This window comes from Mesobacillus sp. QJM3NY_10 (assembly GCF_056173465.1).
In genome coordinates this window covers 3,029,326-3,044,201 of record NZ_CM149675.1, presented here as the reverse complement: position 1 = coordinate 3,044,201, position 14,876 = coordinate 3,029,326, and the positions used below count along the sequence as shown (strand labels likewise).

The window sequence follows — 14,876 nt, the reverse complement described above, 5'->3', positions numbered from 1 at the left end:
CTTTGGTTAGTTATTTTGTATTCTTCTTCTTAGCGGCATTTTCAAGCTTTGACTTTGGCTCTTCAGCAAATTCAGCATCTTGTCCGTAGCCTTGCGGATTTACCCCGGGCGCCTTTGTTCCTCTGTTTCCTTTTTTGCTCATTATCCGTGATCCCTCCAGAAAGTTTTTGTTTAAAAATGTTCAGAAATGAGAAATAACCTTTATAGGTTGTCTGCTTATTACAGCTTAATCCTTATTATGAACAGGCAAGAATAAAAGCAATCATTTTTCTTCAAAATAACATGGAGGTGACGGATAATGAATAAAGGCGCAGTTATTGCTATTTCAAGTATTGGCCTTGCTCAGGCCTTAAAAATACCGTTTCATTACGCAAAGACACAGGAGTGGAAACCAGATCTATTTTTGGCCAGCGGCGGAATGCCCAGCTCCCATTCAGCAGGTGTGTCATCTTTAACGACATATGTTGCTCTTACAAAAGGGGTACGATCAGTTGAGTTCGCATTGTCCCTCGTATACGGCATTATTGTCATGTACGATGCCCAGGGGATAAGGAGACAAACTGGAGAACTCACTTTAAAAGTAAATGACCTCGATGAATTAATTGATAAGATCCACGAGGATGACCCTGTAGAGTTTGAAGAAAAGTCTCCAGATCCATTGAAGGAAATGCTTGGCCATCAGCCGAAAGAAGTACTTGGCGGAGCCCTTTTTGGCATGGCTATGGGATTTGCTGGATATCTTTTAACGAAAAAACGGTAGAAAAAGCTCGGATATTGCGGTAAAATTTTACTAGAGACGCCTTGAAGAGAGAGGATTGATTCAGTCAGTGCGGACAGTTGAAGATTACTTGCTTCATTTGAAAAGCAAAGGGTTCCAGTTGCGAGAGGATGCCATCGGCTTTATTTATTTCGGTCAGCAATATACGAATTCCACCGATGAACTTACCAATACAGCCATTGAAATTACCCTTAAGGCCCAAAAAGGTTTTGATGGAAGCTTTTATATCTCGTTGCTGGAGACGTTCGCTTCTAATAAAATTCATTCCCGCAAAGCAGCATTGCAGTACGTTAAAAAAATCGAGCTTTTGGCTGTGTAAGATAAGAAAAGAAAAGGCTGGTTCCAAAGCGTTAAGCTTTGAAATCAGCCTCTTTTTTTGGGAAGACCTTACGAATAAAACTTTCGAATTTGCCAGAGGGTAATTCCGCGAAAACCATCCCGGCAAAAATTAGCGCACAACCGACCAGGGCGCTGTATGTTAGACGTTCATTGGCCCAGAAGTAAGCCGTAATGGCCGCAAAGACTGGCTCCATTGCAAAAATTAAGGCAACTCGAGTAGCCGTCGTATGTTTCTGGAAATTGGTCTGGATGAAAAACGCCAGTGCAGTTGCAAGTATTGATGTAACCAACAGGGCAATCATGACATTCGCTGAAAAAATGACCTCAGGGTTGAATGCCCTTTTCCAATCCTCGAATAGGACAGAAGATACTGCAGATAGGGCAGCAACAGTTGAGATTTGGACTGTCGTTAATAGGAGCGTTGGATAGCTGCTGCTGTATTTTCCGGTAAAAACAATATGCAAAGCAAAACCGGCTGCGCATATGAGGACAAAGCCGTCTCCAATGTTAAGACTTGAAACATCTGACATTGTTAAAAGATAAAGACCTGCAGTTGCTGCAGAGACACCCGCTATAGAGTTGATGCTTGGCCGCTGTTTTAAAATCCCGATGATCAGCAATGGTACCAGGACTACACTTAAACCAGTAATAAAGCCTGCCTTGGATGAGGTTGTATACAACAGGCCTAATGTTTGGAATGCATAGCCGATGAACAGAAAAAAGCCCAGCATTATTCCTGATAAAATTAATTTTCGATCCAGCTTTTTTAGCTGATCTTTTTCAAAAAACATAAGCCAAAGCCCTAATAGGATTGCTGCCAGGGTGAAGCGGACAGCATTGAAGGCTTGTGGCTCTAGAAAAGAAATTGCATTTTGTACAAGAACAAAAGTTGCGCCCCAGATGAGGGCTACGAATAGTAAGCTTAAATCCGCGAAGGTTGATGCTTTCATGTTAGTTTTCGGTTCCTTTCATGTTGTTGTCCCTTACCGCTTTTCTTGCCAGATCGTCAGCTGTCTTATTTTCACTCGATGGAATCCATTTCATGAAGAAGAGGTCGAATTGACTGGCAAGCAGTAGTGCTTTTTCCAAAAGGTGGGCATATAGTTTATTTTTCACAAACTCTTTCTCAACCGCTGCATTGACAAGCTGTGAATCGGTTCTGAAGGAGACAACTTTAAAATCTTTAGCAAGGCAGATTTCCAATGCTTTTATAAATGCATGATATTCAGCTTCATGATTGGACATGACACCAAGAGGAATGGAATATCTAAAAACTTCCCCTTCACCTTTAATAAAAATGCCAGCACCGCTTGGACCAGGGTTGCCAGCACTTGCACCATCAATATACACTTCGAACAACAAAGATCACTCCCAGTTGGTTTGTACAGATAATAGTTAGTGTATCATAATAGCACTGGAAATTTATAAAAATATACAAAGACCATTTCAGTATCATCGTCCCTTTTTCATTGTAACGTGCTCGGAAAATGGGTAAGATAACTAAAAATAACCCATTTGGCGGAGTGAAAAAACAGATCAGAAAGCGGGGGAGAAGTCATGAAATATAAATTGGAGTGGGAATACAAAGCTAAAGGCATTGATCCCATCCTATTCAGCTCTGATTTCCTTGATGGCGAGCATGCGCTGCAGGCTGGTGAAGAATTAGAAAAATCGGGTAGAGCTGGTGTAATTTCTTTCATAGATGAAATCGGTACTTCGTGGACATTAAAGGAAATGCGAAAGCTCCTAGAAGAAGTAGAAGAAGAACCTCATGACCTTACCGTTTTTTTTGACGGTGGTTTTGATAACTTTAATCATAAAGCAGGACTCGGGACCATAATCTACTTCAAACAAGGAAAGAAGAAGTACAGACTGCGTGCCAATGAAGTTTTCGATGAACTTGAAACGAATAATGAAGCAGAATACGCTGCTCTATATTTTGCCCTTACCATTCTTGAAGAAATGGGTGTCCGGAACATGACCTGCGATATCAAAGGAGATTCCCAGGTTGTTTTGAAGCAGCTCGAAGGGGAGTGGCCTTGCTATGAAGAAACCCTTAACCGCTGGCTCGACAGAATCGAGAATAAGATCAAGGAACTTGGATTGTATCCGAAATACAATCCTGTAGGCAGGAAAGAAAATAAAGAAGCGGATAAACTGGCCACACAGGCATTGCAGGGTAAAATGATCAACAGTAAGATGCAGATATTATAACCAGGAGGGAAAGGCGGGAATAGCTTGACGCGTATTAAAATCCTTGCTGAGGTAGAGACATTGCTAAATACATATTGCAATGGATGCTTCCTGAAAAAGCATCATCGGCAAGAACACGGAAAAAGATCTGCCCACCGGTTCTGCATAAATGAATGCACCGTTGGCGAAAAAATAAAAAAGTGCGGAGAAAAACTTTAGTGTGATTCACGGTTAAAGACATTCAAAGCCGAAAAGTCCATGAACGTAATTTAATGGACATTTCAGCGGAAGGATGAAGGCAAAATGTCTAAGAAAGTGAATTTAATGGACATTTCAGCGGAAGGATTTTGGCGAAATGTCTAAGAAAGTACTTTTAATGGAGATTTCAGAGGATGAGGGAAAATGAAATGTCCAAAAAGCCAATTCAATGAACACTGGATGGTTTTACGAGAAAAACATAAAATCAAAAAAGGCTGGCGCCTGGCGCCAGCCTTCAACTTTTTTTAATTATAGTTTTACTACGTTAGCAGCTTGTGGTCCACGGTTTCCTTCAACGATTTCAAAAGAAACTTCTTGACCTTCTTCTAGTGACTTAAAGCCGTCGCCCTGGATAGCTGAGAAGTGAACGAATACATCGTCTCCGCCTTCTACTTCGATGAAACCGAAACCTTTTTCATTGTTGAACCATTTTACTTTACCGTTTTGCATGTTAAACTTTCCTCCCATGTCTTTCGCGACACAAAATATGTGCCAAAGTTGAATATTATCATCTAATCGATACACCTGCAATTTTGAAATGACAAATATATTCTATTAAATGATGTCTTAAATATACAATATTGGGATTCAATCAGTCAAGAATGTAAGCGTATTACAAACTAAATAATCTTAAAATTTTGTTAATTTAAAATAAATTGAAATTCATTTCGCTTTTGTTCCTATTTCCGGAAAAATTTGTTATTATTTTCTTATTAATACTCTATTTAATTTTGCTTGAAACGTAAATAGAGAGCAAAAAGATATTAAATCTACAAGTCTATTAAAGCTCAGAGGAGGGTACTAATGAAGAAGACCACTCCATCCGCGTTCACGTCCTTAACTGATCATCAAATCGATGCATTATTGGATACAATCAGGAATGGCAATGCCATTCAGGACCATACACCTCAGATAGCAGTAAATAAAAAGCTTGTTGATATTTCAAAGAAAATCGATGATGCCTCCAGGCAAATGGAAGAGATATTCGATGTTGTTGCAAAGACAGGAGTTGTCCCTGTTGGTGAAATCAAGAATGACATCTTGCCTGTGATCAGGCAGGCGGCGGAAATTCCCCATATCTATCATCTTTTCTATGAGCTGAAGGCGCAAGATGAGTATACCTACAGACACACAGTCTGTGTGGGCATCATCTCCACATTGATAGGGAAATGGCTCAATCTAGACCAAACAGAATTAAATGATCTAACTCTGGGAGCGACACTCCATGATATTGGGAAAGCTCGTATCCCTGCCAACATCCTGAACAAGCCAGGCAGGCTGACACATGAAGAATACATCGAAATGAAACGCCACACAGTATACGGATACCGGATGTTAAAGGATATTCCGGAACTAAATGAAAGAGTCGCACTGATTGCTCTCCAACACCATGAGCGTGAGGATGGTGGAGGCTATCCGTTCAGCCTGCGCAGCGAAAAGATAGACGAGCTTGCAAAGATCGTCGCAATAGCAGACGTATACCATGCCATGTCATCCTCAAGGGTTTATCATCAGGCAGAGCCTTTCCATATTGTCATATCCCAGATGCAAAACGATGTATTCGGAAAATTTGATCCCAAAATCATACTCGTTTTCCTGTACAGGATCATGGACAACCTTGTCGGAAGGCGTGTTCTCCTTAGCGACGGTGAAGAGGGGACAATCTTGATGGTTGACCCATTCGAGCCGTTAAGGGCATTGATTAAAACCGGGGATACTCTTGTCGATTTGCGGCTGAATCGCGGGTTAAGGATCTCTCGAGTTCTAAATGATTCAATCGTAGGGGTATAATCTGCAGACGTCGTTCATATCTTTTAATAGTCAATGATGATGAATTAAAAGGGTGAGGGCATGTACCGCTTTTCAATAGGTGATGAGGATTGGATTATCATTTTTTCTCCGCATCTTTCACTTGAGCAAACAGAAAAGGAAGAAATTATCCGTTCCATTGCCATCATGGGTCCCCAGTGGGCGGGATTCAGCCATGGGGAATCCTTCGTGATTTTCCAGCAGCTGGTCGGAGCAATCGTGGTCCGGATAGAAAAGGTTCCTTCGCTGATCTTAACCGTTTCAGCAGTCGTTAACAGGAATCGGTGGTACATTAATGACAACAACATCGTTGAGCCATTCGAGAATTAATATCTTTAAGGCAGCTGATCATTCAGCTGCCTGTTTAATTTTTTTAAGGCTGGTACTAATATCCGTTCCTTTATTGAATGTACAGGAAGCAGCAATAAAAGTCCTTTACGCTTTTGTCGAAAAAAAGATAAAATAGAATGCGAGGTTTAAAAAGTACGCTCATATAAAAGATTTTCAGGAGGAAAATATGAAATTGATTGTTGCGGAAAAGCCTGACCAGGGCAGAACGCTGGCCTCCGTATTTAAAATGAAAAAAAGGGATGGATTTATCGAGATCCTTCCCAATGAAATATTCCCTAAAGGTGCTTACGTTTCTTGGGCAATCGGCCATTTAACAGAATTGTCAGCACCCGAGCAATACAATCCGGGCTGGAAAAAATGGTCGCTGGATACATTGCCGATCATACCGGAAAATTTTAAGTATGAAGTCGTCAAATCTAAAGCAAAGCAATTCCAAATCATAAAAAAGCTTGCTACCGATCCGCAGGTCTCTGAAATCATTCATGCAGGCGATGCCGGACGTGAAGGTGAACTAATCATCAGGAACATCCTCCGCCTTGCCAATTGTATGAAGCCGATGAAAAGACTTTGGATCTCTTCGCTGACGCCGAAAGCGATAAAGGAGGGCTTCCAAAACCTTTTGAATGAATCAGATACAAAGAATTTGTATTTTGAAGCATATACCCGCGCTTGTGCTGACTGGGTTGTCGGCATGAATGCATCCAGACTGTACACGCTTCTGCTTCAGAAGAAAGGCTATTCAGATGTGTTTTCTGTCGGAAGGGTACAGACACCTACTCTTGCTTTGATTGTGAAAAGAGAGCTAGAAATCGAAAATTTCGTATCGGTACCATTTTGGGAAGTACTCGCAAAATTTAATATCAATGGCAAGAAATACAGTGGCAAATGGGAAAAAGACGGTGATTCACGGATCAAAACGAAGGAAATGGCTGAGAAAATTGCTGCTTTTTGCGACGGGAAAACTGCGGAAGCCGCAGAAGTTACTTCTGAGAAAAAAGAATTCATGCCGCCCCTATTTTATAATCTTTCTGCAATCCAGGCGGAAGCAAATCGCCGTTTTAAAATGTCGCCAAAAAAGACGCTGGACATCTTACAAGGATTATATCAAAGGGGAATTGTATCCTATCCGCGTTCTGACTCGAGGTATGTAACGCCAGGAGAAGCAGAGGGCTTTTCTGCGATTTTGAAAAAACTTCAGGCTAATCCTGATTATCAGCCACTTTTTCCATTACCAAATTCATCGATTGAAAATAATAAACGCTATGTGAATGAAAAAAAAGTCACAGATCACTACGCAATCATCCCGACTGAACAAGTTCCAAATCTAAGCAGGCTGTCTGGAGATGAGCTGAAATTATATGACTTGCTGGCAAGGACACTGATTGCAGCCCATTACGGACCATACATCGCGGAATATACAACGATCAAGACAGTCGTGGAGGGAAGAGCTGAGTTTATATCGAAGGGGAAAGTCCAGCTGGATGAGGGCTGGAAGAAGGTGCTCCCGCAAAAAGACTCAGATAAAGAACCGGAGCTGCCTGCTGTCCAGCAGGGTGAAACCGGAACTGTCTTGAAGTCCGAGGTAAAGGAAAGCAAGACACAGCCGCCAAAAAGGCTGACAGAAGGCCAGTTGATTACCTTAATGAAGACGGCAGGAAAGCATATTGAAGACAAGGAACTTGAAAAGGTTCTGATGAAAGCTGAAGGACTAGGAACTGAAGCGACGAGAGCGGGCATCATTACGATGCTTAAGGACAGGGCGTATATTGAAGTCCGCAAAAACCTCGTATATGCGACAGCCAAAGCAAAAATACTCGTCACGGCCGTAGGTGGACAAGTCCTTGCATCACCGGAAATGACAGCGAAATGGGAGCAGAGGCTGCATCAAATAGGGCAGGGAGAGGCTTCGCCCAAGCAGTTCATCGAGCAGACTTCAAAAATGATTAAACATCTAGTTTCTGAAACTTCTGAAGGCTCCTCAGGCTGGACTTTTTCCGAAGAACTTACAAACGCCTTCGTGCCCGGGAAAAAGGGCGGCCGTTCAAGACGGAGTACAAACCTTGGTAAATGTAAAAAGTGTGATGGCATGGTTGTAGACAAAGGAACATTCTATGGTTGTTCAAACTATCAGAAAACAAAATGTAATTTCACTCTCTCCAAACAAATCCTTGGCAAGACAGTAACGCAAAAGAATATCAAGATGCTGCTGGCAGAAGGCAGCACGGATGTGATTGAAGGGTTCCAGAGCAAGGAAAAAACCTTCAACGCGAAGCTATATTGGGATGGAGAAGAAAATAAGCTGAAGTTCGATATAGCTGGACAGCCAGTCAATCAAGGTGGATAGCGCCTTGTCACCCCTGTCCTTCTATAGTAAACTTTAATATGGCTATTGTTTAAGCATTGGAGGTCATGGGATGCCAACACCTAGTATGGAAGATTATATAGAACAAATATTTATTTTAATAGAACAAAAAGGATATGCCCGAGTAGTGGATATCGCAGAGGCATTATCGGTCCATCCCTCCTCAGTAACAAAAATGGTTCAGAAGCTTGATAAAGACCAGTTCGTGGTTTACGAGAAATATCGTGGGCTAGTACTGACTCCAAAAGGATACAAAACTGGCAAGAGGCTGGTAGACCGTCATGAATTGCTTGAGCAATTACTGAAGGTGATCGGCGTAAAAGATGAAAATATCTATAATGATGTAGAAGGTATTGAACATCATCTAAGCTGGGATGCTATCGATAGGATTGGAGACCTTGTCCAGTTCTTTGAAGAAGATAAATCACGGGTTCAAGAATTAAGAGCAATCCAAAAACAGAATGACGAAGAATAAATCAAAACACCTGACTGCTGTCAGGTGTTTTTTCAATGTTAAAGAAATTATAAAATTATTTAGGTGTAGATAACTGCATGTGGTTTTCTTAATCCAGCTCCAGCGCCTAGCCCCTCGAGTCGCTTCGATCCGCCCATTGAAGTCAAAGAACGACTTCATTGGGCGGCCCTCCAGCGCTTGTCGGGGCTGAACGAGGCGCTTGCGCTTTTTGTTCGTACTTTTTTCAATCCTTAATATATATCTGGATATTGCTCAAATCCAGATCCATCTGTTGAAATTAAAGAAGTCGTACCATCTGCACCTTCAAAGATATTGACTCCGGAAATCGTACCTGTGTTGGCTTCCAGCAAGGCTTTGCGATAGGAAATTATCCTTCCGCTCGATGTCTGGAAACTGATGATCTCACCAGCGGTATTTTTATGTATAGCAACTAATTGTTCTTGTTCCAAATTTGAACTCTCCTTTCACCCACCTAGTCTTGCACTTTTTCCGTAAAAATAAACTTAAGAGGAATTCCCTTTTTTATAACGAAATAACTATTATAAGAATAAAAAACTAGGCAGGTGAGCTGATGGATACATTTGATTGGAAAGTGGAATCTGAAAAGCAATGGGACAGTATGGCTGCATCTTGGAATTCCAGGAGCAGGGCAATGTGGGAATCTGGAAGCAGGAAGGATATAGTGCCGTTCATCAAGCGGTTTGTGCCAACAGGTTCCATGGTTTGTGATTTAGGCTGTGGAGATGGAACAGGTTCGGAAAAGTTGGTTGAAGCAGGCTATGATGTGACCGGAATTGATGTGTCTGAGGAGATGCTGGAGAGAGCCAGACAGAATCCACGGAATGAGCAAAGTACTTTCTGTAAAGCTAACCTATCAGATTGCGGAAGTCCTGATAACCATTTTGATGCCGTTATGGCAATCAATTCAATAGAGTGGACGGACAAACCCTATGATTCTTTAAAAGAAACCGCCAGAATCCTTAAGCCAAATGGTTATGTTTGCATAGGCATCCTTGGACCAACCGCAGGCCCAAGGGCGAACAGTTTCAGGAGACTTTATGGAGAAGAGGTAATCTGTAATACGATCATGCCATGGGAGTTTGAGAGGCTGGCGCTGGAAAGTGGCTGGAAAAAAGCGGGTGAATTCGGAGTGTATAAAAAAGCGGCTGAGCAGCTTCCGCTTGGTTCATTGCCAGTAGAACTTCAGCAGGCATTGTCATTTATGTGGGTTTTCATGTTCCAGGTTATAAAATAAGGAGGCATAATCATGAGTCGTTATTCTATCGAGGAGTTTGTGAGCAACACAAAGCAGCAGGATAAAGGGGAAGGGCTATTTGAGTTGGAAACACCGAGAATGCTGGAAATCAATTTGAATGGCCAGGTATGGTCGAAAGCTGGAGCGATGGTTTCCTATCGCGGCCAGATCAAATTTGAACGCGAGGGCGTGCTTGAACACGGGATCGGCAAGATGTTCAAGAAGGCACTGACAGGTGAAGGTACTTCACTCATGAAAGCAAACGGCAATGGAAAGCTTTATCTGGCTGACCAGGGAAAGAAAATATCAATCTTGCATTTGCAAAATGAAGCTATTTTTGTAAACGGAAATGACCTGCTGGCCTTTGAGTCTTCCATCAGCTGGGATATCAAGTTGATGCGCCGGGTTGCCGGAATGCTTTCGGGAGGGTTGTTCAATGTCCGTCTCGAGGGTGCTGGTATGGTGGCAATCACATCTCATTATGAGCCACTGACCCTGATTGTAAGCCCAGATAACCCTGTATACACTGACCCAAACGCAACCGTAGCCTGGTCTGGTAATCTCCAGCCGGAATTCGTAACAGATATTTCATTCAAAACATTCCTCGGCCGTGGAAGCGGCGAGTCCATACAGATGAAATTCAGCGGAGAAGGCTTCGTCGTCGTCCAGCCTTTTGAAGAAGTCTATTATGCTCCTCAAAGTTAGGAGGCGAGAACATGTCTTTGAATTTTTTTTACCCTATTGGAAAAGAACCCGAAAAGGATCCAGTCATCGATCTGTTGCCCGATGGATACAAGTCGGCTGCAGTCATTTTTTCTCCTTTTTTTAAAATGCCTGAAGGCTGGGATTCACCGGATGGACCTAGCGATGAGGAAGTTTACCAGTTTGCTGATAGGATGAGCTGGAAGGAAATTGAAACTATAAGCAACTTGAGGAGCATCTCAGAAGTATCAAAGGCAGTAAAAAATTATGTCAATGGTGGATTGGTTAGAGAATTATATCAAAAGAGAGAATTAGTTGAAAAAATAAATGACAAGTTTGATCCTGGTATGTTTTTTCCGCATCCAGACCAATTGCCAATACTTTTAATTGATGATATGTTGGCTGTTTTAGGTTCAAGAGGAGCTGAAAAAGTCTTATACAATAAATTAGATGGCGATGGTGAGTTATTGCTCAGTGAAATCGATCTGAAACAAAAACTATACCTCTGCTCAGGCCCTACTCTCCTTATGGACGAACAAGAGCAATTTGTATTTACATGCTTTTTTGATGAAGCCTCAATGGTATTCTTTACGAAAGAAGATAACCTGGATTGTCTAAATGGAACTAAATTTGAAGGTGTGTATCTTGAAAAAGAAACGCCGATCATTTGGGAAAATCATCATTACACCTATTTTAATTATGATAGAACATAAGGAAAAGGCATCGAGCTGTCGATGCCTTTTCTAATCCCACTCATATGGAGTTTCCTGATATACATAATAATTCAGCCAATTGGAAAAGAACAGATGGGCATGTGACCTCCAGCGGTTTGTCGGTTTTATATCAGGATTATCCTGTGGGAAATAGTTTTCTGGCATGACAATTTCTATGCCTTTTTCCTTATCTCTTAAGTATTCTTCCGCAAGTGTTGTGGCTTCGTATTCAAGGTGGCCGGTAATCATGATTCTTCTGCTGTCTTTGCTGGAAATTATCAAGGCGCCTGCTTCATCTGATGAGGCCAATAGCTTAAGTTGTGGATGGTTTTGCAATGCCTCTTTGGAAATATCAGTATTCCTTGAATGAGGAGCAATGAATTCATCGTCGAACCCTCTTAGAAGCTTTTCGGTATGGTCAAGGACTCTGTGGGTGAATACGCCTGAGCACTTCCTGGCAAGGACGAATTTATTTATGCCATAGTGATGATATAAAGCAGCCTGTGCTCCCCAGCATATATGCAAGGTGGACGTGACATTCCGTTCAGTCCAGTCAAGGATTTCCTTCAGTTCATCCCAGTAGTTTACTTCCTCAAATTCCATCAGTTCGATTGGTGCACCGGTTATGATCATGCCGTCGTATTTCTTTTCTTTTACTTGATCGAAGGTTTGATAAAACTCATCCAGATGATATTTTGATGTATTTTTTGAATCATAGGTAGCGGTCTTTAAAAAAGTTATGTTCACCTGGAGTGGCGTATTGCCAAGCAGCCGCAGCAGCTGTCTCTCTGTTTTTTCTTTTTCGGGCATCAGATTCAAAATCAATATATTCAACGGTCGGATATCCTGTTTTGCAGCACGGCTGTCATCCATTATAAAAATATTTTCTTTTTCAAGTATTTCTTTCGCTGGCAGATGCAGCGGGATTTTTATTGGCAATGTGTAACCTCCCTTTATTAAACTAAAATCAATAATTTTTATTATAGTCTGAATTCTTTTGCGGAGCAATTGGCTAAAGAGGAAATTTTATGACAAATGAATATTTTTTACCTGATAGTATTTCTCTGATGGTAAAATATAAGTTGGTAAGCATATAGAGAATATCTGGGGGGATTGGAAATGGGAACAAATATTCAAGTTAAGTCAGATATTGAAATTGCTCGTGAAAGTAAAATGAAGCCGATTGTTGATATTGCAGCAAGCATTGGCCTGGATGGCGATGAAATTGAGCTGTTTGGTAAGTATAAAGCGAAGCTGTCTTCAGAAGCTTTGGCTAAATTGAAAACAAAAGAAAGCGGCAAGGTGGTACTTGTAACTGCGATTAATCCTACTCCTGCCGGGGAAGGGAAATCTACAGTAACGGTCGGACTTGCAGATGCATTGAACAAGCTTGGTAAAAAAACAATGATTGCTATGCGTGAGCCATCTCTTGGACCAACTATGGGGATCAAAGGAGGCGCAACAGGCGGAGGTTTTGCACAGGTGCTTCCGATGGAGGATATCAACCTTCACTTCACAGGTGACCTGCACGCAATTACTACAGCGAATAATGCGCTGGCTGCTTTGATTGATAATCATCTGCAGCAAGGAAACAAGCTGAACATTGACCAGCGCAGGATTGTCTGGAAGCGTGCGCTAGACCTGAATGACCGTGCATTAAGAAAAGTGATCGTTGGACTTGGCGGGCCAATGCAGGGAGTTCCTCGTGAGGATGGCTTCGATATTACGGTTGCGTCTGAGATTATGGCTGTCCTTTGCCTTGCGAGTGACCTGAAGGATTTGAAACTGCGTCTTTCAAAGATGGTTGTTGCTTATAATTATGACAAGCAGCCTGTTACGGTGGGCGACCTAGGGGTAGAAGGGGCTTTGACTCTTTTATTAAAGGAAGCGGTCAAGCCAAATCTTGTCCAGACAATCGAACACACTCCAGCATTGATCCATGGTGGTCCATTTGCTAATATCGCACACGGATGCAACAGTGTCATCGCGACAGAGGCTGCGTCAAAGCTTGCTGACTTTGTCGTTACGGAAGCAGGGTTCGGTGCTGATCTTGGCGCTGAAAAGTTCTTGAACATCAAAGCAAGAACTGCAGGAATTGATCCTTCAGCTGTGGTGATTGTGGCAACCATCCGCGCTCTGAAAATGCATGGTGGCATGAAGAAAACGGAATTGGTCAACGAGGATGTTAAAGCTTTAAGAGATGGTTTCACAAACTTGAAAAAGCATGTCGAGACGATTGCAAGCTTTGGCTTGCCATATGTAGTTGCGATTAATCGATTCATTACAGATACAGAGCTTGAAACCAATACATTGAAAGAGATGTGTGAGGATGCAGGAATCCCGGTTGCCTTGACTGAAGTATGGGAAAAGGGCGGCAACGGAGGAGTAGAGCTAGCAGAGAAACTTCTTGATGTAATTGAAAAAAGTGAAAACACCTTTGCCCACCTATATGACCTGTCTGATTCACTTGAAGACAAAATCAAGACGATTGCCACACAGGTTTATGGTGCTGACGGAGTCGAATTTTCACCGAAGGCTAAGAAACAGCTTGTTGATTTTGATGGATATGGCTGGGGTGTGCTGCCAGTTTGTATGGCAAAAACTCAATATTCTTTATCAGATGATCCGCAAAAACTTGGCAGGCCATCAGGCTTTACCATCACAGTAAGGGAACTGAAGCCATCAGTAGGTGCAGGATTCATCGTTGCATTGACAGGCGAAGTCATGACAATGCCTGGCTTACCGAAGCTTCCTGCAGCATTGAATATGGATGTTGATGAAGAGGGCAACGCTGTTGGATTGTTCTAAGTAATACAAAATCTTGGTCAGTCCTGCCAGGCATAGTGTCGACGTGAGATTGTTTTTTTTATCAGGTGCGACGTTGTGCAGAACATTGGGCTGACCATATTTTAATTTGGTAAAAAGGCATGATTATGGCTGGTGAAAGGAGTGGTAACTTTTGTTTGACCCGACCGCTTATGAAAACATCAAAGTCGTAATCGAAGGCGATATATATGACAGGGATTTAAGCGGAGAAATTATTGTGATTGACCGCAATGACTGGATTAATGCCGCCAAGCTGTCGCGTAAATATGAAATTTCATTCACTAAAACAGGTTATGAACCGGATCTTTTATCGGCAATGATGACGATTGAGGCCGGATTGGAGAACCTCTCTGCGGAGCTATTGGAAAGTGTGAAAGCCAAACAGCTTGCAGGGTGTAAAGTGAATATCTCTTTCTCAATTCATCATAAAAATGAAATGGTTGTTTTTAAGGAAGTTCATAAAGGACTTGAAGAAATATGGGGAAGAGATCGGGCGATAGTGCAAACCGCCTTGCTTGACCCATTGGGAGATAAACCAACTATCAAAAGCCGTGTGCAGGTTTCCTTCAACCGTCTTGTGTATGAAGAACAGATTGACGATTTATCAGAAATGGTGGATTATATGATAGCTTCACTGGAAAAAATCAAAAAAATTATTGAGTGAATAATAATTCCTGTCTCCGAGGCAGGAATTTCTGTGGTGTTTTCAGAATAGTCTATTAACGGATAGATTTAAACATATAATATAAAAGTTCTAATTGTGGTGAAGGTATCGCATGATTTGTACAAGCATTTCTGTCACTTATTAAATGGGA

Annotated in this window: 19 protein-coding genes; 13 read left to right on the top strand and 6 right to left on the bottom strand. The window is 41.9% G+C overall.

All coding sequences use genetic code 11. The features are described from left to right. Positions 1 to 10: 10 nt before the first annotated feature. The gene (sspL, locus tag AC0VX7_RS15350) at positions 11 to 142 is read right to left on the bottom strand and encodes a small, acid-soluble spore protein L (protein ID WP_023627620.1); all 132 of its coding nucleotides are present in this window, start codon (positions 140 to 142) and stop codon (positions 11 to 13) included. 156 nt (positions 143 to 298) lie between these two features. Here sspL and AC0VX7_RS15345 point away from each other — a divergent pair, with 156 nt between their 5' ends. Together AC0VX7_RS15345 and AC0VX7_RS15340 are read left to right on the top strand one after the other, a co-directional pair. Beyond that, entirely contained in the window at positions 299 to 760 is a 462-nt protein-coding gene (locus tag AC0VX7_RS15345) for a divergent PAP2 family protein (RefSeq protein ID WP_475424938.1), read from the top strand. Between the two features lie 55 nt (positions 761 to 815). Further along, a complete protein-coding gene (locus tag AC0VX7_RS15340) occupies positions 816 to 1,097 on the top strand; it encodes a DUF6123 family protein (RefSeq protein WP_180321302.1) in 282 nt (93 codons plus the stop codon). A 31-nt stretch (positions 1,098 to 1,128) separates the two neighbouring features. Here the strand turns inward: AC0VX7_RS15340 and AC0VX7_RS15335 are convergent, their stop codons facing one another. Then, positions 1,129 to 2,067: a DMT family transporter gene (locus tag AC0VX7_RS15335; RefSeq protein WP_475424937.1), complete on the bottom strand. Its 939-nt coding sequence runs from the start codon at positions 2,065 to 2,067 to the stop codon at positions 1,129 to 1,131. A 1-nt stretch (position 2,068) separates the two neighbouring features. Further along, positions 2,069 to 2,476 (bottom strand): reverse transcriptase-like protein, encoded by a 408-nt coding sequence (locus tag AC0VX7_RS15330; RefSeq protein ID WP_475424936.1) that lies wholly within the window; start codon positions 2,474 to 2,476, stop codon positions 2,069 to 2,071. A gap of 198 nt (positions 2,477 to 2,674) precedes the next feature. Between AC0VX7_RS15330 and AC0VX7_RS15325 the strand changes: the two genes are divergently transcribed. Both AC0VX7_RS15325 and AC0VX7_RS15320 read left to right on the top strand, forming a co-directional pair. After that, positions 2,675 to 3,331, top strand: coding sequence for a reverse transcriptase-like protein (locus tag AC0VX7_RS15325; protein WP_475424935.1), 657 nt, complete (start codon positions 2,675 to 2,677; stop codon positions 3,329 to 3,331). A gap of 24 nt (positions 3,332 to 3,355) precedes the next feature. Beyond that, positions 3,356 to 3,529 (top strand): zinc-finger domain-containing protein, encoded by a 174-nt coding sequence (locus AC0VX7_RS15320; protein ID WP_475424934.1) that lies wholly within the window; start codon positions 3,356 to 3,358, stop codon positions 3,527 to 3,529. Positions 3,530 to 3,817: 288 nt separating this feature from the next. Here AC0VX7_RS15320 and cspD read toward each other — a convergent pair whose 3' ends face one another. Continuing rightward, positions 3,818 to 4,018 (bottom strand): cold-shock protein CspD, encoded by a 201-nt coding sequence (gene cspD, locus AC0VX7_RS15315; RefSeq protein ID WP_071459908.1) that lies wholly within the window; start codon positions 4,016 to 4,018, stop codon positions 3,818 to 3,820. A 354-nt stretch (positions 4,019 to 4,372) separates the two neighbouring features. On the opposite strand from cspD, the gene AC0VX7_RS15310 reads away from it, so the two are divergent. The 4 genes from AC0VX7_RS15310 (at position 4,373) to mntR (ending at position 8,565) form a co-directional block, all read left to right on the top strand. After that, complete coding sequence (locus tag AC0VX7_RS15310) at positions 4,373 to 5,359, top strand: HD-GYP domain-containing protein (RefSeq protein ID WP_475424933.1); 987 nt, start codon at positions 4,373 to 4,375, stop codon at positions 5,357 to 5,359. A 60-nt stretch (positions 5,360 to 5,419) separates the two neighbouring features. Then, a complete protein-coding gene (locus AC0VX7_RS15305) occupies positions 5,420 to 5,707 on the top strand; it encodes a hypothetical protein (protein WP_215036589.1) in 288 nt (95 codons plus the stop codon). Between the two features lie 187 nt (positions 5,708 to 5,894). Then, positions 5,895 to 8,072: a DNA topoisomerase III gene (locus tag AC0VX7_RS15300; RefSeq protein ID WP_475424932.1), complete on the top strand. Its 2,178-nt coding sequence runs from the start codon at positions 5,895 to 5,897 to the stop codon at positions 8,070 to 8,072. Between the two features lie 70 nt (positions 8,073 to 8,142). Further along, entirely contained in the window at positions 8,143 to 8,565 is a 423-nt protein-coding gene (gene mntR, locus AC0VX7_RS15295; protein WP_215036587.1) for a transcriptional regulator MntR, read from the top strand. Between the two features lie 230 nt (positions 8,566 to 8,795). Here mntR and AC0VX7_RS15290 read toward each other — a convergent pair whose 3' ends face one another. Then, entirely contained in the window at positions 8,796 to 9,014 is a 219-nt protein-coding gene (locus tag AC0VX7_RS15290; RefSeq protein WP_475424931.1) for a DUF3892 domain-containing protein, read from the bottom strand. Between the two features lie 122 nt (positions 9,015 to 9,136). Between AC0VX7_RS15290 and AC0VX7_RS15285 the strand changes: the two genes are divergently transcribed. From AC0VX7_RS15285 to AC0VX7_RS15275, 3 genes are read left to right on the top strand one after another with little or no spacing between them, the layout of a single operon-like run. Continuing rightward, positions 9,137 to 9,820 (top strand): class I SAM-dependent methyltransferase, encoded by a 684-nt coding sequence (locus AC0VX7_RS15285; RefSeq protein ID WP_475424930.1) that lies wholly within the window; start codon positions 9,137 to 9,139, stop codon positions 9,818 to 9,820. A 12-nt stretch (positions 9,821 to 9,832) separates the two neighbouring features. Continuing rightward, the gene (locus tag AC0VX7_RS15280) at positions 9,833 to 10,525 is read left to right on the top strand and encodes an AIM24 family protein (protein ID WP_475424929.1); all 693 of its coding nucleotides are present in this window, start codon (positions 9,833 to 9,835) and stop codon (positions 10,523 to 10,525) included. A gap of 11 nt (positions 10,526 to 10,536) precedes the next feature. Beyond that, on the top strand, positions 10,537 to 11,235 hold the full coding sequence (locus AC0VX7_RS15275; protein ID WP_475424928.1) for a DUF2711 family protein: 699 nt from the start codon (positions 10,537 to 10,539) through the stop codon (positions 11,233 to 11,235). Between the two features lie 30 nt (positions 11,236 to 11,265). Here AC0VX7_RS15275 and metA read toward each other — a convergent pair whose 3' ends face one another. Beyond that, positions 11,266 to 12,174: a homoserine O-acetyltransferase MetA gene (metA, locus tag AC0VX7_RS15270; RefSeq protein ID WP_475424927.1), complete on the bottom strand. Its 909-nt coding sequence runs from the start codon at positions 12,172 to 12,174 to the stop codon at positions 11,266 to 11,268. Positions 12,175 to 12,354: 180 nt separating this feature from the next. Here metA and AC0VX7_RS15265 point away from each other — a divergent pair, with 180 nt between their 5' ends. Together AC0VX7_RS15265 and AC0VX7_RS15260 are read left to right on the top strand one after the other, a co-directional pair. Continuing rightward, complete coding sequence (locus AC0VX7_RS15265; protein ID WP_475424926.1) at positions 12,355 to 14,043, top strand: formate--tetrahydrofolate ligase; 1,689 nt, start codon at positions 12,355 to 12,357, stop codon at positions 14,041 to 14,043. A 151-nt stretch (positions 14,044 to 14,194) separates the two neighbouring features. Next, on the top strand, positions 14,195 to 14,725 hold the full coding sequence (locus AC0VX7_RS15260; protein ID WP_475424925.1) for a hypothetical protein: 531 nt from the start codon (positions 14,195 to 14,197) through the stop codon (positions 14,723 to 14,725). Positions 14,726 to 14,876: the final 151 nt, after the last annotated feature.

What these genes read in the sequence shown, in the direction of transcription:
- sspL (WP_023627620.1), bottom strand. Translation starts at nt 142, where the DNA reads ATGAGCAAAAAAGGAAACAGAGGAACAAAGGCGCCCGGGGTAAATCCG.
- AC0VX7_RS15345 (WP_475424938.1), top strand. Translation starts at nt 299, where the DNA reads ATGAATAAAGGCGCAGTTATTGCTATTTCAAGTATTGGCCTTGCTCAG.
- AC0VX7_RS15335 (WP_475424937.1), bottom strand. Translation starts at nt 2,067, where the DNA reads ATGAAAGCATCAACCTTCGCGGATTTAAGCTTACTATTCGTAGCCCTC.
- AC0VX7_RS15325 (WP_475424935.1), top strand. Translation starts at nt 2,675, where the DNA reads ATGAAATATAAATTGGAGTGGGAATACAAAGCTAAAGGCATTGATCCC.
- cspD (WP_071459908.1), bottom strand. Translation starts at nt 4,018, where the DNA reads ATGCAAAACGGTAAAGTAAAATGGTTCAACAATGAAAAAGGTTTCGGT.
- AC0VX7_RS15310 (WP_475424933.1), top strand. Translation starts at nt 4,373, where the DNA reads ATGAAGAAGACCACTCCATCCGCGTTCACGTCCTTAACTGATCATCAA.
- AC0VX7_RS15305 (WP_215036589.1), top strand. Translation starts at nt 5,420, where the DNA reads ATGTACCGCTTTTCAATAGGTGATGAGGATTGGATTATCATTTTTTCT.
- AC0VX7_RS15300 (WP_475424932.1), top strand. Translation starts at nt 5,895, where the DNA reads ATGAAATTGATTGTTGCGGAAAAGCCTGACCAGGGCAGAACGCTGGCC.
- mntR (WP_215036587.1), top strand. Translation starts at nt 8,143, where the DNA reads ATGCCAACACCTAGTATGGAAGATTATATAGAACAAATATTTATTTTA.
- AC0VX7_RS15285 (WP_475424930.1), top strand. Translation starts at nt 9,137, where the DNA reads ATGGATACATTTGATTGGAAAGTGGAATCTGAAAAGCAATGGGACAGT.
- AC0VX7_RS15280 (WP_475424929.1), top strand. Translation starts at nt 9,833, where the DNA reads ATGAGTCGTTATTCTATCGAGGAGTTTGTGAGCAACACAAAGCAGCAG.
- AC0VX7_RS15275 (WP_475424928.1), top strand. Translation starts at nt 10,537, where the DNA reads ATGTCTTTGAATTTTTTTTACCCTATTGGAAAAGAACCCGAAAAGGAT.
- AC0VX7_RS15265 (WP_475424926.1), top strand. Translation starts at nt 12,355, where the DNA reads ATGGGAACAAATATTCAAGTTAAGTCAGATATTGAAATTGCTCGTGAA.